General features: G+C 28.7%; 29 protein-coding genes. 14 read left to right on the top strand and 15 right to left on the bottom strand.

All coding sequences use genetic code 11. The features are described 5' to 3' along the window. Nucleotides 1-46: 46 nt before the first annotated feature. Nucleotides 47-253: a malate dehydrogenase gene (locus tag CRV02_RS04280; protein WP_129083464.1), complete on the top strand. Its 207-nt coding sequence runs from the start codon at nt 47-49 to the stop codon at nt 251-253. 69 nt (nt 254-322) lie between these two features. Here the strand turns inward: CRV02_RS04280 and CRV02_RS04275 are convergent, their stop codons facing one another. Genes CRV02_RS04275 through CRV02_RS04235 form a run of 9 tightly spaced genes read right to left on the bottom strand, consistent with a single transcriptional unit; the run spans nt 323 to nt 7,425 of the window. Beyond that, entirely contained in the window at nt 323-850 is a 528-nt protein-coding gene (locus CRV02_RS04275; RefSeq protein ID WP_129089300.1) for a histidine phosphatase family protein, read from the bottom strand. Between the two features lie 10 nt (nt 851-860). Then, nucleotides 861-1,607, bottom strand: coding sequence for an adenosylcobinamide-GDP ribazoletransferase (locus CRV02_RS04270; protein ID WP_129089299.1), 747 nt, complete (start codon nt 1,605-1,607; stop codon nt 861-863). Then, nucleotides 1,608-3,020 carry a cobyric acid synthase gene (locus tag CRV02_RS04265; RefSeq protein ID WP_129089298.1) on the bottom strand — a complete coding sequence of 471 codons (1,413 nt, stop codon included), beginning with the start codon at nt 3,018-3,020 and terminating at the stop codon, nt 1,608-1,610. Nucleotides 3,021-3,024: 4 nt separating this feature from the next. Next, a complete protein-coding gene (locus CRV02_RS04260) occupies nt 3,025-3,528 on the bottom strand; it encodes a bifunctional adenosylcobinamide kinase/adenosylcobinamide-phosphate guanylyltransferase (RefSeq protein WP_129089297.1) in 504 nt (167 codons plus the stop codon). 10 nt (nt 3,529-3,538) lie between these two features. Then, on the bottom strand, nt 3,539-4,597 hold the full coding sequence (locus tag CRV02_RS04255) for a nicotinate-nucleotide--dimethylbenzimidazole phosphoribosyltransferase (RefSeq protein ID WP_129089296.1): 1,059 nt from the start codon (nt 4,595-4,597) through the stop codon (nt 3,539-3,541). A 9-nt stretch (nt 4,598-4,606) separates the two neighbouring features. Next, nucleotides 4,607-5,230 carry a 5,6-dimethylbenzimidazole synthase gene (bluB, locus tag CRV02_RS04250; RefSeq protein WP_129089295.1) on the bottom strand — a complete coding sequence of 208 codons (624 nt, stop codon included), beginning with the start codon at nt 5,228-5,230 and terminating at the stop codon, nt 4,607-4,609. Continuing rightward, the gene (locus CRV02_RS04245; protein WP_129089294.1) at nt 5,217-5,894 is read right to left on the bottom strand and encodes a precorrin-2 C(20)-methyltransferase; all 678 of its coding nucleotides are present in this window, start codon (nt 5,892-5,894) and stop codon (nt 5,217-5,219) included. The genes bluB and CRV02_RS04245 overlap by 14 nt, the downstream gene beginning before the upstream one ends. Before the next feature lie 8 nt (nt 5,895-5,902). Continuing rightward, nucleotides 5,903-6,745: a sirohydrochlorin cobaltochelatase gene (locus tag CRV02_RS04240; RefSeq protein WP_129083456.1), complete on the bottom strand. Its 843-nt coding sequence runs from the start codon at nt 6,743-6,745 to the stop codon at nt 5,903-5,905. Further along, the gene (locus tag CRV02_RS04235; protein ID WP_129089293.1) at nt 6,745-7,425 is read right to left on the bottom strand and encodes an energy-coupling factor ABC transporter permease; all 681 of its coding nucleotides are present in this window, start codon (nt 7,423-7,425) and stop codon (nt 6,745-6,747) included. Before CRV02_RS04235 ends, CRV02_RS04240 begins: the two co-directional genes overlap by 1 nt. Nucleotides 7,426-7,711: 286 nt before the next feature. On the opposite strand from CRV02_RS04235, the gene CRV02_RS04230 reads away from it, so the two are divergent. From CRV02_RS04230 to cbiB, 13 genes are read left to right on the top strand one after another with little or no spacing between them, the layout of a single operon-like run. Beyond that, nucleotides 7,712-8,989, top strand: a complete 1,278-nt coding sequence (locus CRV02_RS04230; protein ID WP_129089292.1) for a cobyrinate a,c-diamide synthase — start codon at nt 7,712-7,714, stop codon at nt 8,987-8,989. Beyond that, the gene (locus tag CRV02_RS04225) at nt 8,979-9,689 is read left to right on the top strand and encodes a precorrin-8X methylmutase (protein WP_129089291.1); all 711 of its coding nucleotides are present in this window, start codon (nt 8,979-8,981) and stop codon (nt 9,687-9,689) included. The genes CRV02_RS04230 and CRV02_RS04225 overlap by 11 nt, the downstream gene beginning before the upstream one ends. After that, entirely contained in the window at nt 9,667-10,149 is a 483-nt protein-coding gene (locus CRV02_RS04220; protein WP_129089290.1) for a (2Fe-2S) ferredoxin domain-containing protein, read from the top strand. Before CRV02_RS04225 ends, CRV02_RS04220 begins: the two co-directional genes overlap by 23 nt. Next, a complete protein-coding gene (cobA, locus tag CRV02_RS04215; protein ID WP_129089289.1) occupies nt 10,142-10,876 on the top strand; it encodes a uroporphyrinogen-III C-methyltransferase in 735 nt (244 codons plus the stop codon). The genes CRV02_RS04220 and cobA overlap by 8 nt, the downstream gene beginning before the upstream one ends. 6 nt (nt 10,877-10,882) lie before the next feature. After that, entirely contained in the window at nt 10,883-11,908 is a 1,026-nt protein-coding gene (gene cbiD / locus CRV02_RS04210; RefSeq protein ID WP_129089288.1) for a cobalt-precorrin-5B (C(1))-methyltransferase CbiD, read from the top strand. Between the two features lie 4 nt (nt 11,909-11,912). After that, the gene (gene cbiT, locus CRV02_RS04205; RefSeq protein WP_129089287.1) at nt 11,913-13,094 is read left to right on the top strand and encodes a precorrin-6Y C5,15-methyltransferase (decarboxylating) subunit CbiT; all 1,182 of its coding nucleotides are present in this window, start codon (nt 11,913-11,915) and stop codon (nt 13,092-13,094) included. A gap of 2 nt (nt 13,095-13,096) precedes the next feature. Continuing rightward, nucleotides 13,097-13,858, top strand: a complete 762-nt coding sequence (gene cobM, locus CRV02_RS04200) for a precorrin-4 C(11)-methyltransferase (RefSeq protein ID WP_129089286.1) — start codon at nt 13,097-13,099, stop codon at nt 13,856-13,858. Next, nucleotides 13,851-14,867 carry a cobalt-precorrin 5A hydrolase gene (locus tag CRV02_RS04195; RefSeq protein ID WP_129089285.1) on the top strand — a complete coding sequence of 339 codons (1,017 nt, stop codon included), beginning with the start codon at nt 13,851-13,853 and terminating at the stop codon, nt 14,865-14,867. The genes cobM and CRV02_RS04195 overlap by 8 nt, the downstream gene beginning before the upstream one ends. Nucleotides 14,868-14,879: 12 nt before the next feature. Beyond that, nucleotides 14,880-15,671, top strand: coding sequence for a precorrin-3B C(17)-methyltransferase (locus CRV02_RS04190; RefSeq protein ID WP_129089284.1), 792 nt, complete (start codon nt 14,880-14,882; stop codon nt 15,669-15,671). 32 nt (nt 15,672-15,703) lie between these two features. Next, nucleotides 15,704-16,456, top strand: coding sequence for a metallophosphoesterase (locus tag CRV02_RS04185; protein ID WP_129089283.1), 753 nt, complete (start codon nt 15,704-15,706; stop codon nt 16,454-16,456). Next, on the top strand, nt 16,449-17,252 hold the full coding sequence (locus tag CRV02_RS04180; protein ID WP_129089282.1) for a class I SAM-dependent methyltransferase: 804 nt from the start codon (nt 16,449-16,451) through the stop codon (nt 17,250-17,252). The genes CRV02_RS04185 and CRV02_RS04180 overlap by 8 nt, the downstream gene beginning before the upstream one ends. 3 nt (nt 17,253-17,255) lie before the next feature. Next, nucleotides 17,256-18,278, top strand: a complete 1,023-nt coding sequence (locus tag CRV02_RS04175) for an aminotransferase class I/II-fold pyridoxal phosphate-dependent enzyme (protein ID WP_129089281.1) — start codon at nt 17,256-17,258, stop codon at nt 18,276-18,278. Then, nucleotides 18,269-19,156 carry an adenosylcobinamide-phosphate synthase CbiB gene (gene cbiB, locus CRV02_RS04170; RefSeq protein WP_129089280.1) on the top strand — a complete coding sequence of 296 codons (888 nt, stop codon included), beginning with the start codon at nt 18,269-18,271 and terminating at the stop codon, nt 19,154-19,156. Before CRV02_RS04175 ends, cbiB begins: the two co-directional genes overlap by 10 nt. Here the strand turns inward: cbiB and CRV02_RS04165 are convergent. The 6 genes from CRV02_RS04165 to CRV02_RS04140 all read right to left on the bottom strand — a co-directional run bounded on the left by CRV02_RS04165 (nt 19,127) and on the right by CRV02_RS04140 (nt 24,474). Further along, complete coding sequence (locus CRV02_RS04165) at nt 19,127-20,098, bottom strand: iron ABC transporter permease (RefSeq protein WP_309109247.1); 972 nt, start codon at nt 20,096-20,098, stop codon at nt 19,127-19,129. The genes cbiB and CRV02_RS04165 overlap by 30 nt on opposite strands. Continuing rightward, nucleotides 20,095-20,793: an ABC transporter ATP-binding protein gene (locus tag CRV02_RS04160; RefSeq protein ID WP_129089279.1), complete on the bottom strand. Its 699-nt coding sequence runs from the start codon at nt 20,791-20,793 to the stop codon at nt 20,095-20,097. Before CRV02_RS04160 ends, CRV02_RS04165 begins: the two co-directional genes overlap by 4 nt. Next, on the bottom strand, nt 20,777-21,613 hold the full coding sequence (locus CRV02_RS04155) for an ABC transporter substrate-binding protein (RefSeq protein WP_129089278.1): 837 nt from the start codon (nt 21,611-21,613) through the stop codon (nt 20,777-20,779). The genes CRV02_RS04160 and CRV02_RS04155 overlap by 17 nt, the downstream gene beginning before the upstream one ends. Nucleotides 21,614-21,629: 16 nt before the next feature. Next, nucleotides 21,630-23,489: a TonB-dependent siderophore receptor gene (locus tag CRV02_RS04150; RefSeq protein ID WP_129089277.1), complete on the bottom strand. Its 1,860-nt coding sequence runs from the start codon at nt 23,487-23,489 to the stop codon at nt 21,630-21,632. Next, complete coding sequence (locus CRV02_RS04145) at nt 23,489-23,692, bottom strand: hypothetical protein (RefSeq protein ID WP_129083439.1); 204 nt, start codon at nt 23,690-23,692, stop codon at nt 23,489-23,491. Before CRV02_RS04145 ends, CRV02_RS04150 begins: the two co-directional genes overlap by 1 nt. 71 nt (nt 23,693-23,763) lie before the next feature. Further along, nucleotides 23,764-24,474: a sulfite exporter TauE/SafE family protein gene (locus tag CRV02_RS04140; protein WP_129083438.1), complete on the bottom strand. Its 711-nt coding sequence runs from the start codon at nt 24,472-24,474 to the stop codon at nt 23,764-23,766. Nucleotides 24,475-24,484 lie beyond the last annotated feature (10 nt).

Below are 24,484 nucleotides of genomic sequence, written 5' to 3'. Positions count from 1 at the left end.
CTTTTTTAAAAATAAGCATATAATGGTTTGATCAAGAAGGAGAAGAATGGCTAATAAAAAACCAATCATAGATTTAAAAACTAAAGGTATTGAGTATGAACAAAATAATCAAACAATAAAACTAGTAGCTTTCAATAAAAAAAACATGACTATTGATATAACCATTTGGGAAGACGGTAAATATATCAAAGATAGCAATATTGTTTTTGCACACTTACCTAAAAGTATTAAATCAAAAATCAAACCATTATAATATCAAATTATAAATCAAATAAGTTAAAAGTATTATTAATTAAAGTTATTATAGTGCTATAAGTTAATCTTATATATTTAAATTGAATGTCTCTAAATAAGAGATAGAGTATCTACTTTGTTCATATTCTGTATTTGTTAAGATAGAGTGAATTAGTTTAATTGTTCCACCGTGCGAACACACTAGAATATCGCTATTTTTAGGAAGTTCATTTAAAAATGAGTTTACTCTTTGTTTATACTCTTCTATTGATTCTTGGGCAATAAATTTATGCCAAGACTCAAAAGAAGATAAATACTTTTCATCATAGATAGGCATTTTTGAAATCTCATCAAAAGATTTACCTTCAAACTCATCTTTAAATTTTACTTCCCTTAGTCTTTCATCTTTTTTATATGAAAAGCCTAGTAAATCAAGTGTTTGAGTACACCTTTTTAAATCAGAAGAGTAGACTAAATCATATTTTTGTTTTTGTATAGTTTCAATCTGTTTGAAATCTACTAGTGTTGTATCAATCTCTAAATCAATATGTCCGTTGTAACACTTTTGATTTTTTAAAGCTAGAGGAGCATGTCTTAGAAAAGTTATTGTAGCCATTGATTCTCTTTTAATTTAGCCAAAGTAGACAAACAGTTATAAAAAGAATTATCTCAGTTAGTTCTAAATTAAAACCTAAAGTATCTCCATTTAAAAAGCCAAGATTCTTTTCTAAAAATAATGAGAATAAAAAAGTAAAAACTAAAGCTATAAAAAACAGTGTAAAGGCTTTAAAACCAATAAGAACTAAACATACTATAAAATAAAGTGCTAAGGCTGTTTTAAAACTAGTAAATGAACTTTTCATTAAACCTACAAAAGAGGATTTAAACTCATTTGTTTTTGTCATAAACTGTACAGATACTCTACTTATAATAGCTATTGCAATTATCTCTAAATACATTTGATTTAAAAAAAGCATTACTAAGGCTGCTACTTTAATACAAACAAAACCTAAAGCATATAAAAAGCCCATAGCTCCAATTGTAGGCTCTTTTATAACTTCATAGGCATCTTTCCCACTATGTTTAGCATATAAAGCATCTACTACATCTAAAATAGCTTCTGTATGAATAAAACCATAAAACATCATATACAAAAAAGTACAAATAATTGCTCCAAGATAAGACAAATCTTCTAAAAAATAAAAAGCTATACAAGCCCCAAAGGATAAAACAGCACCCACAAGAGGAAGAAAAAACATTAAATAGTTGATAATCTCTTTTTTTGATAAATCTACATTGCTATCAAACTTTATAGGTATTATTGAAAAGTAACTAAAGGCAAACTTTAATCCTAATATCAAATCTTTATTCATTTATTCTCTTTCTTCTATTTCATCTTTAATTTTTTGCACATTAAGTCTACTCTCTAAAGAGCTGATAAAACCATCTATATGCTCTTTTTTATAGGCTTTAAAGTCAAACTCTTTATATTCATTGTGTAAATCTTTGAAAAGATAAGTTCTAAATTCATCAGAATCAAAAACTGCATGTACAAAAGTTCCGCATATATTTTTATCTTTATTTTTGTTTTCGTAAAATAATGGATATTTTTTGCTTTTTCCATGGTGTATTTCAAAACCATCAAGTTTCACACCAAAGATTTGATAGTTTCCTTTTTCTAATGTTTTCTTCTTTTCAAAAACTATTTCATCATCAATAAAGCCAAAACCCTCTTCTTTTATTGGCTCACTATTTTCTAAAGCATAACAATCATCAAGGACTTCAAACATCATCTCATAACCGCCACAGATACCTAAAAGCTTACCTTTATATGCTTTTATTCTATCAAATAAGCCATTTTCTTTTAACCATTTTAAATCTTTGATTACAAGTTTAGAACCAGGCATTATTACCATATCAAATTTATCTAAAGAGATATTCGTCTCCACAAACTCTAAATTTATTTGTTCATGGGCTATCAAAGGTTCAAAATCATTGTAGTTACTCATATATGGATAAAAGATAACTGCAATATTTAAAATTGCATTTTTACTATTTTGAGCATAGTTTTTCAAACTTTGTGAATCTTCAAAACCTAAGTTAAAAGGTGTATAAGGCAATACCCCTAAAACAGGTATTTTAAAATCCTCTTCAATGATTCTAACACCTTCGTCAAAAAGAGTTAAATCCCCTCTAAATTTATTTACTATTACACCAATTACATTTTTACGAAGTTTTTCGGGTAATAAATGGTAAACCCCATAAGTAGAAGCAAAAACACCGCCTTTTTCTATATCTGCTACAAGTATGATTTTTGTATTAAACTCATCAGCCATGTATATATTTGAAAGGTCTTTATCCATAAGATTAAGCTCTACTGGACTTCCTGCTCCTTCACAAACTACACAATCATACTTTTCATTAAGATAGTTAAAACATCTATTTACAGCTGGTTTAAGTAGGTCTAAATCTCGGTAATACTCTCTTACATCTTTATTTGTAACAACTTTACCCTCAACTATAAGTGAAGCAGAACTTCCTCGTCCTGATTTTAAAAGTACTGGATTTAGATGATAAGAGGTTTCAACACCTAAAACTTTTGCTTGAAAGTATTGAGCAACTGCTATTTCACTTCCATCATCACAAACAAAAGCATTATTTGAGACATTTTGAGCTTTAAAAGGAGCTACACTATAGCCCATATTTTGTAGAATTTTTGCTATTACAAAAGTGATTGTAGACTTACCTGCATCGCTACTTGTACCAAAGATTGAGATATTTTTCATTTCTTTACTTTAATCTACTTGCTAAGCCAAGCTTTACTTCATAAACTTCATCACAGATTTGAGCTAATTTTTGTCCTACTATTCCTGTCATATCTACAAACTTTCTACTTTCACTATCAAAGGGAATGATTCCAGAGTTAACATCATTTAAAACAAAAACAATATTCGCATCAAGCTTTGAAATCTCTTCTATTTGATTGATTAGATACTCTTCATCTTCTTGAATATTGTTAAAAAGCCACATAGACATACAATCCACTAAAAAAGTTTCCTCAGCTTTTAAACTCTTTGGTAAAACCTTTAGTAAATCCTTTGGTTCTTCTATTGTCCTAAACTGCTCTTTTCTTTGAAGTTTATGTTTATCAATTCTTTTATGCATCTCTTTATCATTGAAACTATTATCATAAGTTGCTAGATAATATGGTTTTTTAGAACTTATTTCTAAAGTTTTTTGTTCTGCAAGATTTGATTTACCAGACTTTTGTCCACCAAAATAAAGAATTTTCATTTTATTTCATTTATCCTAATAGGCTTTCTATTTTTTTAGTAAGTTCTTCTTTTGAAATACCATTTAAAAGTGCATAAGTTAAAGCAGCTCCTGCTCCAACACCCTCTTTTGCTTCACCATCATCATAAAGCTTTAAGGCAGGATGTGAAGAATCTTTGAAATCAAAATCTGCATAATAAGCATTGATTTTTAAATCATTTAATTTTAAAAGCCCTTCTATATCACTTTTTTCATCTTCATAAACCCACTTTGTAGTACAAAGAGCAAGATTAGAAGTTTCTAAATGTCCTTGCATCTGTTTTAAAATAGAGTTTACAATCAATAAAGCACAAGCCATTTGAGTTCCACCTGCTAAGATAACTTTTGCTTGATTATTAAGGCCTAAAATAAACCCAGCAGTAAAAATAAGCATATTATCAGATACTTTAGAAAGTCTTGAAAAGATATCATCACTCTCTTTTATATTTGAAAGAGCACTTTGGATTGTTTTATTTCTAATATCATTAGGAACATCTTTAAAACTACTACTAAACATCTCTTTACAATCATAATCTAAAGCTAAAGCAGTTGCAGCAGCTGTTGTAGTACCACTTGGTACAGACTCAGCTAAGATAATATACTCATCTTTACATTCAAAGTTTTGACCAAAATCTAAACCTTTTTTAAACACATCCATTGCATCAATATTTGCAAGAGATGAAATATCTCCTGAAGCAGAGATACTAAAATTATGTGTTTTAAAATAATCAACTTTAGGAGCAACTTGAAGTCCTAAGTTTAAGATTTCAATATTTGAAAAAGGTTTTAAAAGATGAGTAGCCCTTGTAAGTAGCGCCGGAGTTGGTACGCCTTTAGGAGTTTCTGCAATAGACTCTAAACTTCTAACTTCTCCAGATGTTAAAAACTCACTATCCAATGTAGGAGTTAAATATATTTTTCCTGGAATCCCAGCTTGTGTAATACCCTCTATATCAGCAGTTTTTGTATTACTTACTGCTAATAAAAATGTAGCACTTTTACCTCTTAAAAACTCTATAAAATCATTTGTGCCAACAATATTTTTTATCATAAATACTTCCTATAATTTTTTTATTTCTTTTAAAGTTTTTTTCTTTTCCCAGCCTATTTTCTTTAACTCTGGTTCATCTAAAAACTCTTTTACATATCCAACTGTTAAATATGCAATCAATTTATAATCATCACTTATATCTAATATTTTCTTAATCTTTTTTGGTTTTAAAATACTAACCCAACCTACTCCAATACCATAAGCTCTAGCCATAAGCCAAAAGTTTTGAATAGCACAAACAACACTGTACTCTCCAACCTTTTTTTGAGTAGTTTGTCCTAAAATATCTTTTTTAGGTTTTTCATATAAAACAGCAATATTTAAATATGATTCTTTTATACCTTCAAGTTTTAGGTTTGGGTATATTTCATTTGTTTTAAAAATCTCTTTTGCTTTTTTATTCTCTTTTTGAAAGTTTTTGTAGATTTTTTCTCTTTTTTTATTATCTTCAATTATTATAAATTTCCATGGTTGAGAAAAACCTACTGAAGGAGCATTATTAGCAGCTTCTAATAATTCATTTAAAATTTTATCATCAATCTTTTTATTTAAAAATCTATTTCCTCTTATGTCTCTTCTTGATGATATAATAGCTTTTAATGAGGAAATAGCCTTTTTATTAAACTTGTTCATTTCTATTATGAAAATCAATAAATAACGTCATGTACTTATCAACCTTCTCTTTTTTGTGTTCCAAAATCGTTTCACCTTTGTAGTTTAGATTTTCAAAGGTATATATATCATTTTTTTCTTTTATTTTATCTGTAGTCATTCCAATTTTTGGTCTCATGTAAACAGTTGTAAATGGAACTTTTCTTTTATGTAAAGGTCTTATAATAAAACTACTATCACCTACACAAAGTGGTTTTTTAACCTTTGCAGAAGCATGAGAGAAAGAAGTGACCCCAGGAATAACCTCACTGTTTTCATAAACTTCTTTATGTTGTTCTTTTATAATATCCAGTAAATAGTATACAGTACTATAAACAGCACTATCTCCTAAAGTTACAAAAGACAAGCTATCATATTTTTTAAAAGAGTCTTCGATTATATCAACTTGTCTTTGCCAATCATCAGTTTTAAACTTCATTGGAGTATACATTGGAATAATATCTTTTTCAAAATCATACTCATCCATAAGTTTTTTAACTATTTTATAAGTCATTGACCTAGTAAAACTATTATCTGCACTTTTTGTAGGAATACAGATTGCATCACATGTTTGTAAAGCTTTTAAGGCCTTTAAAGTGATTAGTTCATAATCACCAGGGCCTAAAGATACCATATATAACTTCATATACTTTCCTAATATGTCATTGTTTTATGACTAATACCAAGCATCTTAAATGACTCTTTGATATTTTTTATAAAAATCTCTTGTGTTTGAGGTAACTCTAAAAGATTAAAGTTCTCACTTTGTGTTAAAGAAGGAGCAATAAAAGACTCAAATTCATCACTTAAATCATCTTTTATCTCAAACATATCTTTAATATAATGATTTCCACTAACTAAAAGTAAAGGAACAACTTGAACCTTTTTAAAGCCTTTTGCTTTAATCTTTTGTTTTATTGCATCATTAATTGCAAAATATGGGAAAGCCCCTTCTAAAGAACAGGCAAAATTTCTTTCGTCAATCATTTCAAGTAAATCACTTGTATAAGAAATAGAATCAATTCCAACTGTATTTAATTTTGGTGTTCCATGAATAATATATAAGTTTGCAGTATCCTCTTTACTTACTTGCTCATTTAAATTTTTTAAATATGAAGTTGTATCTTTTGTAGTTGTTAATAAAGCATTAGTAATACCAAGGTTTGCCATAGAAAAGTGTTTAAATCCATCAACAATTTTCTTTAAAAACTCATGTTCATCAGTAGGATAGATATTTACAGAAACAACAACCACATGCTTATATCCTTGCATATCTACATCAGCAAGAGTTTGAGGAAGGTTTTTATAAATCTCTTTTTTCTTTTTCTTTAAAAGCTTAATTACCATTCTTGAAGAAAAAGAGGTAAATACCTCACAATCTGGGTATTCCTCTTTTACTTTAGCTTCTAAGTCCAAATATTTTTGTTGTTCAATAACTGAACCAAAACAAGCTAATACAATAGCTCTTTTTCTATTGTAATGTCTAAATCTTTTCATTATTTTGCACTATTGTATAATCTTGCCTCAACATAAGGACTTGATTTTAAACTACTTAATGCTTTTGCACCTGCAAGAACTGCTAAATCAATAAATGGTTCTAAAATAACAACACTCATATAAGCTGCTCCAAATGTTAATACAGAACTTAAATTTTCTGCACCAAAACCTTGTCCATATAACGCCCAAAAAGCAACCCAAGTAACGATACCACCTTGGTACATTACAGATAGTTTTAAAGCATCTTTATAGTTAATATCTTTATATGCTGTATTTTTAGGAATAATTCTATTTGCTACATACATCATTGCAAATAAAGGCATTAAAAGTGTTGTAACATTCACTCCATACAGAGGTAAATCAAATGGTGCAAAAAATAGACCTTGAAGTAATAAACCTGCTGCTAAACCAAATGCTGCTGGAGCAGCTCCTAAAATTAAAAATAGCGTTGAACCTAAGATAAAGTGAACCTCAGATACACCAACTGGGTGATGAGGAAGCACCTCAAAAAACATAAATACTAAAATAGTAGCAACTAATGTTTTAACTATTGTAGGTAAAAACCCACTCTCTTTGATTGTGTCAACTGCTAATTTTGCAGCAATACCAAATGAAACGGCAGCCGTCCCATAACTTAAAGCCATTTTTGCGCCATGCACAACACCTGCTTCTATATGCATAGGTAGTCCTTTATTAAAAAATTAAAATGTAAAGTAAAATTTGTAATCTAAAAATTGATTATTTTGTTAATGTTAGTAAAATTTGAGAATTTTCTGGGGGATCTAAAGAGTTTATTTCGTTTTCATAAGCTCTTTTGTGGTATAAATTGCTATTAGTTTCTACACTACATAACTTATTAATTGTCGAGAACATCGCAATTGTTGACAATTTAAAGTAACGTTTATTATACCCTCTAAGATTTTTCATGGCTGAATTATAGCTAAAAAAAATTATATAGAGGTAAAAGTGAACTCAATTCTTATTTCTGCTGTTTCATCAAATCAGGGGAAAACTATTCTTTCTACTGCATTGTTATACTACTTTAAAAAGAGTGTAAGACCTTTTAAAATTGGTCCAGACTATATTGACCCACAATTTCATGAAATAGTTTGCAACACAAAATCAATAAACCTTGATACCTTTATAATGAATGAGTTCCAAGTAAAATGGGTATTTAATAAGTACTCAAATAAAGAAGTCTCTATCTTAGAAGGAGTAATGGGCTTTTATGATGGTATGGATAAAGGCTGTTCAGCTTATGATGTAGGAAAACTATTAAACATTCCTACAGTTTTACTTCTTGATGCTAGTGGTTCATATATCACTATTAGCGCTGTATTAAAAGGTCTTAAAACCTATAAAGAAGATAACACTATTAAAGCTGTAGTTTTAAATAAAGTCTCTTCAAGAATGCACTTTGAACTAATAAAAAAACAAATAGAACAAGATTTCCAAGGTGAAAATGAGGTAAAAGTACTTGGTTGGATAAAAAAAGATTTACCAAGTTTAAGAGACACTCACTTAGGTTTAGATTTAAAAGATGCGAAAAAAGAGGTCTTGGAAAATATCTCTAAAGAGGTTTTAGAAAACATTGATTTAGAAACTTTAAAAAAGATTACTACATATGAAAAAGAAGCTATTACTAACTACCCCTTTGAAGAGATAAAAAAGATAAACAAAAAAGCTACTGTTGTTTATGATGAAAACTTCTCATTTTTATACCATGATAATTTAGAAACTTTAAAAGAGTTATTTAATGAAGTAGAGCTTATTAGTTCAACTAAAGATGAAAGAATTTGTTCTAATAGTGATTTAGTCTTTATACCAGGAGGTTATGTAGAAACAAATGAAGCCTATGAAAGAGTTAAAACTTCTCAAAATTTCAAAGCATCATTAAGTGAGCATGCAAATAAAAACAAACATATCTATGCAGAGTGTGCAGGGCTTTTATATCTAAGTAATAGTGTAGATGATAAAGAGATGGCAAAAATCTTAAAGGTAAGCTTTTCACTTACTGATAAAAGAGTACGACTTGGCTATTACCATAGTCAAAGTGGTTTAAAAGGTCATGCTTTTCACTATACAAAACCCCTTGATACCTCTTTGGGCTGTGATATTTTAAGTAAAAAGATTAACTCAAAAGGTGAAGTAGGAGCTTGGAAGAAAAAAAATGTATATGGAACTTATCTACATACAATGTTTAGAAATAATATAAATATATTAAAGGATTACTTTGGAATTTAAACTAGAACAACCGCCAATAAATATAGGTGCTGATATTTCAAATAAATCATTTGAAATGATTAGTGAAGAACTAAAAGATTATGAAAAAATAAATGAGTTTGATGAAGGACAACAAGAGGTAATAAGTAGACTTATTCATACTACTACTTGTTTTGATGAAGTATTAAACAATATTTACTTTTCAAAAGATGCAATTAAAAGGGTGCAAAAACTACTATTAAACAAAGCAAAGATAATAGTTGATGTAAATATGATTAAAGTTGGACTTAGTGACTTTTATTTAAATCAGTATGAAAATGAAGTTGTATGTTATATCAACGAACCTTTTACATATGAAATGGCAGAAAAAAACAAAACCACAAGAAGCTATGCAGCAGTTGTGGAAGCTATTAAAAAACATAAAGATAAGCCACTAGTTTTAGCTTGTGGAAATGCCCCTACTTTTATCTATGCTGCAATTAATACTTTAATAGAGCAAAAAGTAGATTTAAACAATGTTGCTTTTCTACTATTTCCAGTAGGTTTTGTAAATGTTGTTGAATCAAAGGCTTATGGTAGAAAGTTCTGTGACCATTTTGATGTAGCAGGGATTATTATGGAAGGAAGATTTGGAAGTTCTACTATGACAGTAGCAACTCTTCATGCAATCTATAAACTAATCAAAGATTATGATAAAGATGAGAAATATAATGGAAAATAAAAATGGCAAACTTTTCAATACTATGGGAAGTGAAGTAGCAGAAGGTTTTACTTGCAAACCAAAACAGTTTGATGCTAGTAAACCTATCATGCACTTTAAAACTCAACTTTTTTTATGTGATGATGAAAGATGTTCAAAGGCTCATAAAGGAAAAGATGTAGCTGCAACTTTAAGAAAGGTTATAAAAGAGCTAGCTCTATCAAAAGGTGAAGAAAGAATCAAAGTTGTAAGAACTGGTTGTTTTGGAGCTTGTAGATTTAGATCTGTTGCAAATATCTATGAAAATACACAAAGAAATGGATATTTAGAAAATAATGCTATTTGGCTTAAAAATGTTCATCAGTATGATAAAGAAAAGTGGGTAAAATTATTTAAAGCATTAAGCAATAATGAAAAACTTGACATGGCAGAATTTAAAATAGTTCCTATGTCAGAAATGGACACATACAAAAATGATTAAAAAAATATATTTAGTTGGCGCAGGACCAGGAGAATTAGACTTACTTACACTAAAAGCTGTAAAGATAATAGAACAAGCAGATGTAATTTTATATGATGCTTTAGTAAACGAAGAAGTATTTCAGTTCTGTAAAGAAAACTGCCTAAAAGTAAATGTAGGAAAAAGAAAAGGTAAACACCTAAAACAACAAGAAGAGATAAATGACCTTTTAGTTGGCTATGCAAAAACACATGAAGTAGTGGTAAGACTAAAAGGTGGAACTCCTTTTGTTTTCGGTCGTGGATATGAAGAAGTTAGAGCTATAAAAGAAGCTGGCTTTGATGTAGAGATTGTATCAGGAGTAAGTTCAACAACTTCAGTACCAGAAAGCTTTATGCTCCCTTTAGTAGATAGAAAGTTTAATGACTCATATAGAACTATAACAGGGCATGATATTGATGTTTTTAAAAGTATTGTTAAATCATACCATGATAGAGAAAATCTAATTATTATGATGGGTGTTCACAATATCAAAAATATCGTTGAGTATCTTTTAAGTATCGATTTTCCAAAAGATTTACCAATAGCAGTTCTAAGTAAAGGAACAACAGATAATTCTTCACAAAGAATATTTAGCCTTGATGAGGTAAACAATCAAAATGAAGAGTTTTTTGAAGAGTTAAAAAAACTTACTCCAGCAATATTATTTATTGGAAGAACAATTCACGCAATGAAAGAGATTCAATAATAGTTTATGTCTGAAAAAAAAGTTTTAAGAAAAGGTTATACAACAGGAACTCACACAGTTGCTGCATTTAGGTCTTGTTTAGATACATTTTTAGTTACAAATTCTCAAACAACAACTAAAACAAACAAAATAGACAATGATGATTTAGATGTAACAAAAGGCTGTGAGATAGTTGTATCATTGGACTTTGATAAAAATCAATTTTTATTGAACCCTACTTTTCAAAAACCTCAAATATTTTCTTGTGGAACAAATAGTTTAGAAATCTATGCAGGTCTTGGTGTAGGAGTGGTAACAAAAAAGGGACTTAAAATACAAGCGCCCTATCCTGCTATAAATCCTGCTCCACTAGAAGCTATGCAAGAGTATTTTGAGATTAAAACAAAAAAGAAAGAAAACCTGCATTTAAAATGTTGTGTAAGCGTTACAAATGGTCAAGAAATAGCTAAACAAACGGCAAACTCAAAAGTTGGAGTACTTGAAGGTATCTCAATCCTTGGAACAACAGGAATTGTTAAACCTGTATCAAGTTCAGCGTATATAGACTCTGTAAAAACTGAAATAGAGTTTGCTATACAAAATAACTATGAGACTATATATTTTACCCTTGGAAATTCTGCTTTTAAAGTAGCTTGTTCTAAGGCAGATGAAGAGGCAATCATAGAAATAGGAAATTTTGTTTATGACTCAGTTGAGCTTGCAACTAAACAAGATGCAAAAGAGGTAATCTTTTTATGTGGGATTGGAAAGATGACAAAAGTCTACCAAGGCTTTAAAAATACTCACAATAGATTTGGAGTAATTGACTTTACACAACTTCAATTAGACATAAAAGAGAACCTAAGGTATGAAGTTGATATTGAAGCAACTTTAACAGTAAAAGGAATATCCCAAGAGCTTGAAAAAGTGGGATTACTTGATGCTTTTTATGAAATGATTACAAAAAAAGCAAATGAACAAATAAAACAATGGTTTAAAACATCAAATGTAAAAGCCATAATATTAGAACAAAAAGAGGTGTTAGGATGGTAAAAACATGGTAACAATAGCTGGTAATGGTATGGGAGATTATACCTTTACAAATTTAGACTTTGATATTAGCAGATTTGATAAGATTATCTGTGATTCAAACTTCAAAGAAGAGGCTTCAAATATTTTAAAACTAAAATATAAAGAAGCAAAAGAGTATCTTTTAGAAAACTATGACAAAGAAGAGATTTTATATGTAGTTACTGGTTCACCTCTATTTTTTTCTGCTGGAACAATTATTGCTAAAAACTTGCCAAAAGACAGAGTGAAAATCGTAAATAACACATCTTCTAAGACTTATATGTGCGAGAAACTTTTTATTAGTGAAACTGAAGTTGATGTTATTTCTTTACACGGTAGAGTTGATTTTGATTTACAAAACTTCTTACAAAACAAATATACTTTTGTACTTTGTGATAAGTTTACAATAGCAAGATTAAAATCTGCTCTTTCTTTTTTTGAAGCTAAAAGTATATCTACAACTATAGGCTATAAGCTAGGATTCGTAGATGAAAAAATAGAAGAGATAGATTTACTTAACTTTGATGAAGAATCTATTAATTTATCTCAACCTTTTGTATTACTTATTAAAAAAGAGTTTGAAAGTAAAAATATTATTAGTGAAGATGTAGAGTTTGAAACTGAGCGAGGTATGATTACAAAGAAGTACAAAAGACAACTTACTTTACAGAACCTTGATTTAGAACCAAACAATCTTTTATGGGATATTGGAGCTGGAAGTGGTTCTTGTGCAATAGAAGCTTTTAAAAGATATAAAGTTAAAACTACACTTTTTGAAAAAAATGAAACAAGAGTAGAGTTTATAAAACAAAATCTAACAAATCATTATGTTGTAAATACAAAGCTACTAATTGGTGAAGCCCAAGAGTACTTTGACAGCTTAGAAGAAACTCCACAGAGAATCTTTGTAGGTGGTGGTGGAGTTGAAGTTATAAAACAACTTCCAAAGATTTATAAAAAGTTGGATAATAATGGGATTATGCTTATAAATGCAATTACTTTAAAGCACTTAAACCTAATGCTAACCGTTTTAAATGAAGCAAAAATAGAGTATGAAATTCACTCAATCTCACTTACAACTTATAAAGGAAAGCTTGATTTAGTAGAACCTGAAAGACAACTATTTCAAATAAAAATATACAAAAAGAAGAAAGAAGAGGAAAACTAAAAATGGTTTATTTTATAGGTGCAGGTCCAGGGGATCCAGACTTAGTAACAGTAAAAGCACAAAAAATACTTCAAAAAGCTGATGTAATTTTATACACAGGTTCACTAGTTCCAAAAGAAGTACTTTCTTGGTGTAAAGAAGAAGCTATAATAGAAGACTCACAAGGGATGAAATACCCAGAGATATTTGCATTTTTAGAAAAATATAAAGACAAAGTAATAGCAAGAGTTCATACAGGTGACCCATCTATTTACTCAACTATTGCAAAGCAAATAGAGTTCTTACAAGAGCAAAGTATCAACTATGAAGTAATACCAGGTATTACAGCTGCTTTTGGTGCGGCTGCTAGTTTAGGTATTGAATATACTATTCCAGGTGTTTCTCAAACAATAATTTTATCTCGTGTTGAAGGTAAAACTCCAAATCCTGAGAAACTAGAAAATATACTTGCTTGTAAAAACTCATCTTTAGTATTTTATCTATCAATTCTACTTCTTAAAAAACTAAAGAAAAAAGCTCTTGATATGGGATATTCTCATGATACTCCTTGTTGGGTAGTTGAAAAAGCTACTTGGAAAGAAGAGCAAATTTTCAAAGGAACAATTTCTGATATAGAAAATCAAGTTTCACATATCAAAGGTGTTGCCTTGATTTTATTTGGTGATTTTTTAAAACAAGAAGAAACAGAAGAATCTCATCTTTATGTAAAACCACTAGTAAAAGAGCTAATTGAAGCAAAAAAACAAAAGGCTAATAATGAATAAATTAAAAATAGCCCTAGTTTCAATAAATCAACCAAGTCTAAACTCTGCTTGCAAACTTTTAGATTATCTAGAAGATTTTGAAGTTGATGTTTATGGTAAAAAAGATTTAGAACACAATTTAGAAAACCTAAAAACATATGAAAAGATTGATACAGTTTTAGAAGATGGTTGGAAAAAGTATGATGCAATAATTTGTATTTTAGCTATGGGAATTGTTGTTAGAAAAATTGCACCCCTACTTGAAAGTAAAGCAACTGACCCAGCTATTATAGTTATGAGTATGGATTTAACAAAGGTTATACCACTTCTAAGTGGTCATATTGGTGGAGCAAATGAACTGAGTGATTTATTAGCTTCTAGACTTCCAAACTGTATGAACTTTGTTTCAACAGCAACAGACCAAACAAATACATTTGCTTTTGATATGTTTGCAAAGAAAAACAATCTTGAAATAGAGAACTTAAAATGCTTAGCAAAAATCTCCAACTCCCTTCTAAATAAAAAAGAAGTAGAAGTAAAAACCTATGAAAGTATCTTTGAAACAATCCCAAATAAAACAAATCTAAAAAGAGTAGATGAACAAAGTTCTGAACTATGCGTTAATATAACTCCATTTTCAGATGAGAATCTAAGCTTAAAACCAAAAGTATATTTAGGTATAGGTTGTAATAGAGATACATCATTTGAAGATATTGAGGCTTCATTTTTTTGGTTTTTAGAAAAACATAATCTAAAAAAAGAACAAATAGAAAACATAGCTTCCTTTGAAGCAAAAGCAGATGAAAAAGGACTTTTAGAGTTTGCTTCAAAATACAATTTTGATATCAAATTTTACAAAGAAGCAGAGATAAACTCACTTCAAGGTGAATTTAGCCCATCTCAAGCAACAAAGTTTTTTGGACTTAAAGGTGTTAGTGAACCTTCATCTATCTTAGTTTCAAAATACAACGAACTTATCATACCTAAAAATGTGTATGAGAAAAAAATCACGATAGCAGCCGCAGTATAAAAGGAAAAATAAATGGCAAAAAAATTATATATAGTTAGTTCAGGAGCTGGGGGAACATCATATATCACTCCAGAGGCAAGAAAAGCATTAGCAGAATGTGAAGTTGTAGTTTCATATACTAAATATGCAAGAGAATTAAAAGAGTTAATAGAAGGAAAAGAACTGTTTACATCAGGAATGACACATGAAATAGAAAGATGTAATCAAGCAATTGAATATGCAAGCCAAGGTAAAACTACTTGTATCGTATCAAATGGAGATGCAAATGTTTATGGAATGGCAACACTAATAGTTGAAATTATGGATGAAAAAGATTTATGGGATGAAGTAGAGCTTATCTCTCTTCCTGGGGTTACTTCATTTTTAGCAGCAGCAAGTAAAGTTGGAGCACCTGTGTCACAAGACTTTTCTATCATCTCACTATCTGATAGGCTTACAGATATAAATTTAATTGATAAAAGAGTAAAAGCAGCTCTTGATTGTGACTTTGTTTTAGGTATTTATAATCCAAAGTCTAAAAAAAGAATTCTTCCTTATCAAAATTTCTTAAGAGCCTTAGAAGATGGGTATCAAGATAGAATAGCAATTATTGCTTCACATGTAGGTAGAGATGAAAAAGAGAAAATAACAGTTACTACAGCACAAGATTTAATAGACCAAGATATTGAACATCCAGCTGTTTCTATGTCAACACTTATTATAATTTGCAATTCAAATTCAAAACTAACTAAAAATGGAAAAGTTTTAACACCAAGAGGATATTTAAACAAATATGAACTTGATGGCGAATTAAAAACCAAATAAGTTAAAAAATAAATAAGACAAAAAGGAAGTTAATGCAAATAGGGATTTTATCTGATATTCATGGAAATATTTATGCTTTACAAGAAGTTATAAAAGATATTAAATCTAGAAATATAGAAGTAGTTTTAAATCTTGGAGATATGTTTTATGGACCAATTGAACCAAGGGCTACATATGAATTAATAAGAGAGAATAAATTCATAAATATCTGTGGAAATCAAGATAGAGAAATCCTTGAAGCAAGTCTTGCGCAACTAGAAGAAAACCCTACCTTAAGATATGTATATGAAGACTTAGGGGAAGAAGTTTTATACTGGATTCAAGATTTGCAGTTTGAAAAAATCATTGGTGGTACTTATTATATGGTTCATGGAACATACTTTGATGATAGCCAGTACTTATTAGAAGATGTTTCAAATGGCGAAATAAATTTAAGAAGTGATGAAGAGATTATCAAACTAACAGATAATATTGAAGCCCCTTTTATCTTTTGTGGACACTCTCACTTACCTAGAGTTCATAAGTTAAACTCTGGGCAAATAGTTATAAATCCAGGTTCTGTAGGACTACAGGCATATGAAGATGAACTTCCAATTAAACATAAAATGCAAAACCATACACCACATGCAGCCTATACTATTTTAACTGTAGAAGAGAATCAATATAGTGTTGAGCAAGTAAGAGTTGCCTATGACTATGAAAAAGCAGCAAAAAAAGCAGAAGATAATGGAAGACCTGATTGGGCACATGCTCTAAGAACGGGAGAGGTTTTAAACAATGAGTAAAGATGTAAAAGAGATAATAGAACACACCTTTGATGATGTAGCAAAGAAGTACGATATAAATGAATACTTTTTAATAACTGCTCAAAAAATGGTTAAAGCCTTAGAGTATAAAGATAATCTAAATATTCTAGACCTTTCATGTGGTACTGGAAATATTGCAATATTACTAGCAAAAAAGTTTAAAACTTCAAAAATAATTGGAGTTGACTTATCTGCTTCTATGATAGAGGTTGCACAAAATAAAGCAAAAGAAGAAAAACTTACAAACATAAGCTTTAAAAAAGCAGATGTGGATAAGTTAAGATTTGAAGAAAACTCTTTTGATATCATCACTTGTGGCTTTGGACTGTTTTTCTATCCAAGTATGACAACTAGTTTAAAAAACTTTATGAAGCTTTTAAAAGAAGACTCTACTTTTGTATTCTCATCTTTTACAAAAGATGCTTTCACTCCATATAGTGATATATTTATTTCAACTTTAGAAAAAGATTATGGCTTAGAATACCCAAAAGGTGGTGCAAACTTTTTAGAAACAAGTGAGCAAATAAAAGAGCTAATTTCATCTGCTGGAAACTACAAATATGAAACAGTTCAAAACGATATATTAAAAAGAATTACAGCAAATCAATGGTGGGATATTCTTAACTCTGCTGGATATAAAGGAATGATAAATCAACTAAATGAAGAGCAGTTAGAAAAGTTTAAAAAAGAACATCTTGATGATATATCAAAGCTAGGAAAAGACGGATTAATTACTTTAAGTACAAATACTTTAATAACAACGGTTTATAGGTGACTTATGAAAAAGTTTGAACATGGTGGAGATATAAAAAGTTTTGCTAAAAAAGCAAAGTGTAAAGAAAAAGAAGTAATTGATTTATCTTCAAATATAAACTTTCTAAAACCAAAACTTGACATTGATTTTAATAGTTTAGACATATCTTCATACCCAAATTATGACAAGCTTTATAAGGCTATTTCAAACCATTACAACGTATTGAAGTCAGAGATTGAACTATACAATGGTGGTAGTTCTGCTATTTTTAAACTTTTTGAAAATCTAAAACTAAAACATTGTACTATTTACTCTCCTGCATACTTAGAATACAAAAAAGCCGCACTAAACTTTGAATATAAAATTGATTTAATCAATAGATTTAAAGATATGAATAAAGAAGTTAAAAAGGGTTCATTTGTAATATTTGTAAATCCTTCAACACCTGATGCAAAATGTTATGACATAAAGAAACTACTAAAATATTGGATAAAAAAAGAGTGTACAATCTTGATAGATGAAAGCTTTTTAGAGTTTACAAACTATGAATCAGTAACAAAATATTTAAAAGAGTATGACAAGCTTTATATTCTAAAATCTATGACAAAGTTTTATTCAAGTGCCGGAATTAGAGTTGGAACTATTATCTCATCAAAAGAAAATATCAAAAAACTAAAAGAAAAAGAGCCTATGTGGAAACTTTCTACTTTTGATATGACCTATTTAATAGAGGTTTTAAAATATAAAAACTTCTATAAAAAAGCTAAAAAGAAAAATAAGGAAAACCTAGAGTTATTGTATTCTACAATTAAGAAACACTCTTTTATCAAAGAGATACATAAAAGCGAAGCTAACTATATTTTAGTAAAACTAAAAGGCATAAAAGCAAAAGAGCTACAAGAAAAACTAATACCCTATAAAATCATGATAAGAGACTGTACTAACTTTGATTTTTTAGGCAAGTATCATGTAAGAATTGCAGTAAAAAGTAAGAAGAGTATCAAACTTCTAGAAAAAGCCTTTAGTGAAATAGAAAAATGTATTTAGAACTACTATTTTTCGCATATCTAATTGATTTTATCTTTGGAGAGTTTCATGTAATCAAAACTCTTTATCACCCTATTATTCTTTTTGGAAACTATATAAAGTGGTTTGAAAAAAAGTTTTATGAAGACAGTATCTTTAGAGGTTTTTTATTAACTATCTCTTTATTGTCTCTTGTTTTTATAGTTACTTTTTTATTAAGTAAAATTGATAATATATATTTTCAAGCCCTACTTTGCTCTTTTACTATCTCTTCTAAAATGCTTTATGATAGTGTAAAAGAAGTAATATCCTCAGACAATCCTAAACATGCCATCTCTATGCTTGTAAGTCGAGATACAAAGGAAATGAGTGAAAATGATATAAATAAAGCTGCCATTGAAACTTATGCTGAAAACTTAAGTGATGGAGTTGTTGCTCCAATATTTTATATACTCTTTTTTGGTATTGTCGGAGCTTTTATTTATAAAGCAATTAATACCTTAGATTCAATGGTTGGATATAGAAATGAAAAATATGAAAACTTTGGTAAGTTTGCAGCTAAACTTGATGATCTAGCAAACTTCATTCCAGCTAGAATAACTGCACTTTTAATAGCTTTACTTTTCTTTTCAAAAAAAGCTTTTAAAGAGTTTTATTCTTATGGGAAAAAACATGAAAGTCCAAATGCTGGACATCCAATCTCTGCTATGGCACTAGTTTTAAATGTCTCTTTAGGAGGACCTACTTCATACTTTGGAAAAGTTAAAGAAAAGACCTACTTTGGAGATGGTAAAAGAAATATAGAAAAAGAAGATGTAAAAAAAGCACTAGATTTCAAACTAAGATTTGATATCTTTATTCTTATAGTTTTAAGCTTTTTTCTTATGTTTTCTAAATAATAAGTATACAAAAAACGGCGCACCTATAAATGAAGTAACAACTCCAATAGGTAAAGAAGAAGCCGTATTTAGAACCCTTGAAATCAAATCAGAAAGCACTAAAAATACACCACCATAAAAGTATACTGGCAAAATAAGTTTATCGGCACTTTGTTTGTAAATAAGTCTTAAAATATGAGGAATAATAAGCCCTACAAAACCAATTGGACCTACGAAACTAATACTAACTCCAACAGCTAAAGAGATAGTCATAAGAAGTATTAGATTTAATCTATTTACATTTAGTCCTTTTAAAAATGCAATATCATTTGAAAGAAGTAAAAGCTTTATATCTTTTCTTTTTATCATTGATACAACTAAAAGAATAAGGGCAACTAAAAACACAGCTAAAGAGCTGTTATATCCTACTACATCAAGACTTCCAAGGGTAAATCTTACAATAGAATAGTTCTCTTGTAGAGTACTTAAAAAGAATATCAACATCAATGCTGATGAATAAAAAAATGATAAGGCAATACCTATTAAAAGAATAGAATTAGTTGAAGCAAAAGTTGCATTTTTGTTTATCTGTTTTGAAATAAAATATAGAATAAAAATAGTGATAAAAGAGCCTAATATACCTGAAATATAAAGAGCTACCATAGGAAAAAACACTATTGAAATAGCTGTAAAAAGTGTTGTTCCACTTGCTATTCCTAAAGTATATGGTGTTATTAAAATATTTTTAAATATAGTTTGAAAAATAAGCCCACTAAGACTTAAAACAGCTCCCACAAAAAAGGCTAAGATAATTCTTGGAACTCTAAGCTCCCAAAATATCATATATGAAGTAGTTGAACTATCAAATATTTCATTTAAAGAAATAGTAGTTTCTCCAATAAAACATGAAGAAAAAATCAATACAACACTTAAAATATAAGCTAAATATTTCATTGAATTCATAGTTTTACCACCAAGTGATTATTTACTACTTCTAGGCAGTTGTGATAAAACTTTTCTAAAATCTCTTTTGAGAAAAACTCAGAACTTTCTCCAAAGAATTTAACTTTTCCATCATCTAAATATAAAACTTTGTATTTTAAATGAAAAGCTAAGTCTAGATTATGAGTTATGATTATCTTTTGTTGTAAATACTGTGAGTTAAAAATCTCAAAAGCCTCTTTAACTCTTGTGATATCCATATTTGCAGTCAATTCATCAAAGATAGTAATCTTAGCATTATGTATAATACTTGAAGCAAGTAATAAAAGCTGTTTTTCCCCAGAACTTAGGTCATTACAAGCTCTATTTTTGATTTTTTCTAGTTTTAGTAAAGCTATTGTTTTATCGATTTTTTCTTTATTTATATTCTCTATAAAAGATAGTTCTAAAAACTCATAAACAGAGATATATTCATCAAATATTTCAAGTTTTGGAGGAATATAGTTTATTAGTTTTGCTCTTTGTTCATCATCTAAAGAAGTGATATTTTTATTTTGAAGTGTTACTTTATCATTTGAGATAAGGTTTGAAAGAACTTTTGCTAAGGTTGATTTCCCTGCTCCATTGGCACCAAGGATTATAAGATTTTCATTCTCTTTCAAAGAAAATGAAATATCTTTTAAAATATGATTTGAAAAACTATTTATCTCTAACATTTATTAATATATCTTTAAAATCTTCCATAAAATAAACTACTCTGTGACTAGGAATTCCTGCATACTCTTTATCAATAATATAGATATTGTCATTTTTACTTGCCTTTACTGGAAGTTTTCTCCAAGGCTTTTTTAGCTCATCAAAACTAATCTTATTATCATGAATATAAGGTGCAAGTAAAATTATAATATCAGGATTCATATGTATTATCTTCTCAACATTTACAACAGGTTGAGCAAGACTTTTAGACTTGTATGCATTTTTGTTTCCCGAAGCTTTAATTATATCATTAAAATATAGATTATTTCCTGTTACGTAAATAGATTTATTCAAGTCTTTTCTTGGGCTAATTACTATTAAAATATCTCTATCTTTTACTATATTTGAAACTTCATTTAACTTTTTATCAATATTTGAAATAAGCTCTTGTGCTTTGTGCTGTTTTCCTACAAGTTTTGACACACTATTGATTGTAGTTTTTATAGAAGATAAATTATCAGTTTTAAAAGAGTGATAATTTAAATTTAGTTTTTTTAAGTTTGCAAGTAATTGTTCATCATAGTTTTGAGCAAGAACTAAAGTTGGCTTTGCTTTTAACATTTTTTCTAATGATATTGAAGCATAACCACCAACTTTAGGTATATTTTTAGACTCTTCAGGATAGTTGCAATACTGTGTATTAGCAACTATATTCTTACCACTACCAAGAGCAAACACTATCTCATTTAAAGAAGGAGATAGTGTTATAATTCTTTGCTCACTTTGAGTATTGGCAGATAAATTAACAATAAAAAGAAGAGTTAATAAATATTTTTTCATGTTTCCTTAGTCTTTTTTAAAAACTGTATTTTAAACCAACATATGCACTTCTACTAGCTGTTGCATAACCATATGTTGAGTAATAATCTCTATTGAAGATATTATTCATTTTTAAATACACTTTTGTATCTTTAGATAAATCATAATTAACAACACCATTAACTAATGCATATTTTCCAGTTTGTACTCTACCTTGATTATAAACATTAATTACTCTATCTCCGATATATTGACCATTTAAATTTAAATGCATTTTATCAAATCCATAATAATCTAAACTTACTTTATATATTTTTTTTGCTCTTTTTGTTAAATCTTTACCTTCACTATCTTTTGCACTTTGATGAGTATAACTAAGATTTACAAAGGTATCTTTTAATAAAAGCTTTGAATACTCTACTTCAAAACCTTTAAACCTAGACTCGCCTTCAACATTTGTATATATTCCATCAATACCTCCCCAACCATCAGGGTCATACCAATCAATTAAATTATCAACTTTTGAATTAAAATAAGTTACACTTAAATCTTTATATTCAAAGCCTATATCAAAACTTTTTGTTTTTTCTGGTTCTACATTATTATTAGAACCACCCCATGGATTCATTTCTTGCATAGCATTTGGTACATTATATGCCGTTCCATAGTTTGTTTTTACTAAAAAGTCTTCAGTGAAAATATATTGTAATCCAATTTTACCAGTTAGTTTATTATCAAAATTCTCATATTTATCATATCTAAGTGTTTGAGAAAATACTAAATTATTAATATGATTAGTATTCGTAAGATATCCAAATGTACTTTTTGACTCTAGACTATCTTTTGTTCCATTAACTTGTAAATAGTTTACTTCATCTTTAGTTTTACCTACTCCAAAAGTTAAAAAATCTTTAGTTCTATAAGAAATAGTATCTTTAACTTCTAAATTATGTTTCTTTCCTTCAAAAAGAACTACATCAGTACTTCTAGTTGACCCTAATTCTTCTCTTTTAAAATCAGACAATTGATAGCTTAATTTTATATCATGATTTTTGATTTTTTGAGAATATGCTAGATTATATAAACTTGAATGAGAATCACTTTTTAAATCCCTATTATCAGGATCAGTTGAAGTATCATATTCTGTTAACGAATTGATATCTTTAATAGAAAAATTGATTTTTGACTTATCATTAATATAATAATTTGTAGCAAAATCGATTGTTGTATTTTGATAAGCATCATTTTCATACTTATTTTTATTTTCGTCTTTATTTAAAACTTTATTAGTAAAACCTGTAGACTCAACTACATTTACTCCTAATTTAATATCATATTTTTCAGCTCCATAAGAAACAACTGTCCCTATAGTTTTAGTATCGTATGAGCCATACTCAAGGTTAATATTTGAATTAAATCCTTTTTTTGCTTTTTTTGTAATTATATTAATAACACCTGCTGCTGCATCTGCACCCCAAATACCACTTTGTGCACCTTTAATAATTTCAATTTTTTCTATATCTGTAAGTATTAAGTGTTGTACTGAAGCACCACTTGTACTTGATGGGTCTTTATAATTTACACCATCTACTAATATAAGTATTCTATTACTAGACATACCTCTTAAAAAAAGACTTGTACTAGACCCTACTCCACCATTTGAAGTAAATGATAAACCACTTATTGTGTCTAAAGCCTCAGTAACTGTAGTAAAGTTTTTTTCTTCAATCTCTTCTTTTGTAATTACTTCAACATTTGAAGTTACATCTTTGATTGATTGTTCTGATTTAGTAGCACTTACAACTGTGATTTCTGAGATTTGTTTTGTTTGCGAGTAAAGATTTGTTGCTAAAAAAAGCGAAGCAACTACGCTTAAACATGTAGTTTTCTTTTGCATTAATTTTTTCCTTGTGTGTTGCATTTATTAGTAGAATAAAGTTTGATGGGTTTTAATTGCGAAACATGAAGTTTTTTCATAATCTTTGGTATATCAATATTTATTAGGTAGTTTAAACTATTAAGAAGTGAGTTTATTTTTACGCTTGTAGTGGCATTTAATATACCAAAAAATGAGAAGTATTTTTTAAAACTTTTAACCATACTTTATTACCTCCTTATAAATTTTGTGGAATTCTATGGAATAAACATAAAGGTAATCTAGTTGTAACAAACTAATTAGAAGGTGTAAGTATAGTTTTAGTTTCACCATTCATGAAGTTATAACCATTGTAAATAGTATAAACTCCAAATAAAATTACTAAGATAGAAGCTAAAGTAATAAATAGATTTCTTAGGGCAACTTGTTTAAAAATCCCAACAAAAAAACCTAAAGAGAACATCGCAGGAAGAGTACTAAGTCCAAATATAAGCATAACAAAAGCACCCCAAATAGCACTTGCTGTACTTGCTGCTGTTATTGCAAAAACATAAACAAATCCACAAGGAAGTAAACCGTTTAACATACCAAGAAAATAGAAGCTAAACAAAGAATCAGAACTCAAAAGTTTTCTAAAACTTTTTTGATAAAGTTCAGATTTTGATACAGAGTGCTCTATAGAAGTTAGAAACTTCAACTTTCCGCTAAGAGAAAGTCCTACTAAAACCATTAAGATACCAGTTACAATAAGAAGTATTCCATTAGTTGTATTATCAAAAGTTACAACAGAACCAACAAAACCAAAAATAGCACCTAATATCACATAAGTTGTAATTCTTCCAAATGAGTAAAGAACATGAGAACTTGCTTGTTTAGTTTTATTCCAAGTACTATTTACTTTTGTACTTGAATAAGCAACTACAATTCCTCCACACATACCTATACAGTGTCCAAAAGAACCTAAAAATGCTATTGTAATAATTGTTAGAATACTAATACTTTCCATTATTTCCCTA

It is taken from the genome of Arcobacter sp. CECT 8989 (genome assembly GCF_004116715.1).
Taxonomy (GTDB): domain Bacteria; phylum Campylobacterota; class Campylobacteria; order Campylobacterales; family Arcobacteraceae; genus Halarcobacter.
This window is presented reverse-complemented; position numbering and strand designations above follow the sequence as displayed.